This window comes from Blautia sp. ZXY-1-C6 (genome assembly GCF_056339875.1).
This window is the reverse complement of sequence record NZ_JBWJVQ010000291.1, coordinates 1-3,070: the sequence shown is the minus strand read 5'-3', so window position 1 is coordinate 3,070 and position 3,070 is coordinate 1. Positions and strand designations below refer to the sequence as shown.

General features: G+C 38.7%; 4 protein-coding genes and 1 pseudogene. 2 read left to right on the top strand and 3 right to left on the bottom strand.

What is annotated here, in order from left to right; all coding sequences use genetic code 11:
- Positions 1-484, top strand: a 484-nt coding sequence (locus tag AC075J_RS18030; protein WP_476390581.1) for a TetR/AcrR family transcriptional regulator, incomplete at its 5' end; no start/stop codon positions are given.
- Here the strand turns inward: AC075J_RS18030 and AC075J_RS18025 are convergent.
- On the bottom strand, positions 406-1,032 hold the full coding sequence (locus AC075J_RS18025; protein WP_118610332.1) for a DUF3786 domain-containing protein: 627 nt from the start codon (positions 1,030-1,032) through the stop codon (positions 406-408). The two genes, AC075J_RS18030 and AC075J_RS18025, sit on opposite strands and share 79 nt — an antisense overlap.
- A gap of 322 nt (positions 1,033-1,354) precedes the next feature.
- On the opposite strand from AC075J_RS18025, the gene AC075J_RS18020 reads away from it, so the two are divergent.
- Complete coding sequence (locus tag AC075J_RS18020) at positions 1,355-1,804, top strand: Rrf2 family transcriptional regulator (protein ID WP_055058138.1); 450 nt, start codon at positions 1,355-1,357, stop codon at positions 1,802-1,804.
- A 262-nt stretch (positions 1,805-2,066) separates the two neighbouring features.
- Here the strand turns inward: AC075J_RS18020 and AC075J_RS18015 are convergent, their stop codons facing one another.
- Together AC075J_RS18015 and AC075J_RS18010 are read right to left on the bottom strand one after the other, a co-directional pair.
- Complete coding sequence (locus tag AC075J_RS18015) at positions 2,067-2,798, bottom strand: thiamine diphosphokinase (RefSeq protein ID WP_476390580.1); 732 nt, start codon at positions 2,796-2,798, stop codon at positions 2,067-2,069.
- A gap of 8 nt (positions 2,799-2,806) precedes the next feature.
- Positions 2,807-3,070: pseudogene (locus AC075J_RS18010) on the bottom strand (ribulose-phosphate 3-epimerase); the annotation flags it as partial.

Sequence of the window (3,070 nt, the reverse complement as noted above, 5' to 3'; positions counted from 1 at the left end):
CTACGATATCCATGATGTATTATCAGATATTTTTAATGATATGACTCAGGATATGTTAACAACTGTAGATCATTTATTCTGTCTAAATCAAAAAAGCTGTTCCTATCCGTTCTGTCAGAAAATACAGATGGAATCACAATACAGGGCACTGTTTCTGGATGATGCAATTGCCCCTATTCTTCTGGAAAAAATAGCAGAAAATACAAAAGAAGGCTATGTGACCTGGCTTATGTCACACAGCCTCCTAACCTTTGAACAGGCAGAATCGGTTTTTTATTTTCAAATGAATGGCTGCCTTTCCATCAACAGACTGATGCTCCGCAATCACTGTAATGACTGGAAACAGATTCAGACAGTAATCGACAAATTTATCAAATCCGGGCTGGAAAGTTTTCTGATTCATGATCAGAGAGAAGAAAATGCTTCCGATAATTTTTGCAACAAAATTTCTCCAACTGTTACCGCATCTTCTACACTCAGATAATGATCGGCATGATCCTGAAGAAATATTTTGCCAGATGCAGGAAATTCTTCATCTGCAAACCATATCTTTAAAGTTACCGGATATCTTGGCAGAACTGGAAAAACAGCACACAGATCCGCCTTTGTCTCTGTGAATTCTGCACCCAGGTTTTTACATGCTTTCTGAATTTTCTCAGGATCTTTATCCTGCAAAAGCTTTTCCAGTTTCTGCTCTGCAGTCCGGTCAAACTTGGTTCCTCGAATCAATCCATCTTTCAGGTTACCAAAAGTAATGAGCTTCTGTGAACCTTCTGTTCCATCGGCCATATCCAGATAATGCAGCAATGTCAGATAATGCCATTCGTCCATGTCTGAGTTAATACGAAACTCAGGGAGTTGAATTTCAATCGTTTCATAAAAACTCAGTACTTCAAGCACATTTCGGCTGCTATGAAAAACAGCCCCGCTTTTTGCAGCAATATCCTCTCCGGAACGATTTTGCAGCCGTTTTACTGCTGCCTGCAACATTTCCTGAAATGCACGGTTTTCTGTTTGATTTTTGTATTCCATAAGTTCTCCTTTGTTGATATTTTATCGCATCATATAATAATCAATGTTTATGCAAGGATTTTGGTGTTTTCATAAATTTGTCTACGATCAGCATATTATACAATCCTCCGTAAGTTTCATTCCTGTGTTGACTTTTCCTTTAAATTTCATTATAGTTGTAATTATATTATTTACAATCATCAAAATAATAAATATGCACAGTTTCTCAACATATTGGAAAGAACTGTTGAGAACTTGAAATGTTTTAGACAAACCAGAATTATTTTTGTCTCAAAAATGTGAAAGCAAAATCATTATATCATACTACAAGGAGTTTCTTATCATGAAATATTCAACGAAATTAAGTGATACTGTTCATGTGATGGTTCTGATTGCTATCAACCAGGAAAAATCTCTCTCCAGCGCCTCAATTGCAGAAAGTGTCCATACAAATCCCGGCTTTGTACGCCAACTTATGTTAAAACTAAAAAAAGCCGGACTTATGACCAGTGTAGCCGGACATGCCCGTCCTTCTCTTTCAAAACCAGCAGACCAGATTACATTGCTGGATATTTATAAGGCAGTTGAAGGCGAGAAACCGCTGCTTCATTTAGATACTCATACAAACCCTGATTGCGGCGTTGGTATTAATATTCAGTTATCCTTGCAGGGATTCTATAATGAAATTCAAAAAAACGCTGAAGAAAAGATGAATACGATTACTTTACAGGATATCATAAATACTTATTACCAGAGAACATCCATGCAAAATGATTTACAGAATATTATATAGCAGGAGAAACGAAAAAGGACTTCCAGATATGGATTATCTTCTAAATGATGACAAATCTGATAACGATTTGGCGAGGAAAATTTTTATATTTTCTAATCCAGGGCTTTTCTTGTTATCATGCCCGCCTCCGTGCGGGCATTTTTAAATTCAACAGAGCACCGCAGGCGGTCTTTCCTATAAAGTAAAAAAAGCGGTAAATTCAGCTCATCTGCAAGCTCCAGTGCCTCCCTGGGAAACTCATCAAAAAAACGTGTCTTGCGTTTTAGTCTCTTGACATTATCATAAGCAATTCTCCTGAGCTAAATGTAACTCTGGCATGTTCGCTGATTATCTCATTGCTTACAGTAAGTCCACTGTCTGCTGCTGTCAGACAATAGTTACTCAGGGGATATTTAAATCCTTCCAGAGTCAGATCTGTCACATTTCCTCCAAATGGAAAAAATGACACATATTTTCCAAACTGTTCTGACTTTTTCAGAACTGTTCCGTCTGAAATAAGCTTCATATAATTATACCGATCCACAAGTGTTACTTCTGCCCCCTGGTTTTGTGCCAGGACAAGGAGTCCGAAATTCGCCATCAGATGGTCTACTCTGTTTCCTGTCACACCAAAGATCACTATCTTTTTCGCACCGGTCCTGATCGCATAATTCATGGCAGACTGTGTATCTGAGTCATCTTTTTCCGGTCTCAGGCGGATAACTTTTATTTCTTTTTTTTCATTTCCAAAGCCTTTTTGCAATTTCCACTCAGTCATTCCACCATAGGGAATTTCACTGTCCATACTTCTTTCTTCCTGAATTTCCAGGAATTTTTTTCCATCTTCAGACAGACTGTCAAAATCTCCAATAACTGCATCCGGCAAAAGCTGATGCTCCAGAAAAAATTCCAGCCCTTTATCAGCTGCGATCAGACAGGCTTCATTCTTTTTTAAAAAATCGAGGGCAAAATCACTGTGGATATTGCCCCCGCTTACAATTATCGTATCTATCATGCTCTTCCTCAGTCAATCCTTCTTATGATCTCGTCCATTCGTTCTCTGGCATGTTTTACATTTTTTGCCAGATCATCGTTGAAAACATAAGAACCTGCTACCAGCAGATTTGCACCTGCTGTGAGCACTGTCTCCATTGTCTCATCATTGATGCCACCATCAACCTGAACATCTACATCCAGATCCTCGGCCTCGATCAGTTCACGTACTTCCCTGATCTTTTCCGTACATTCTTCCATATACTTCTGACCGCCAAATCCCGGCTGTACAGT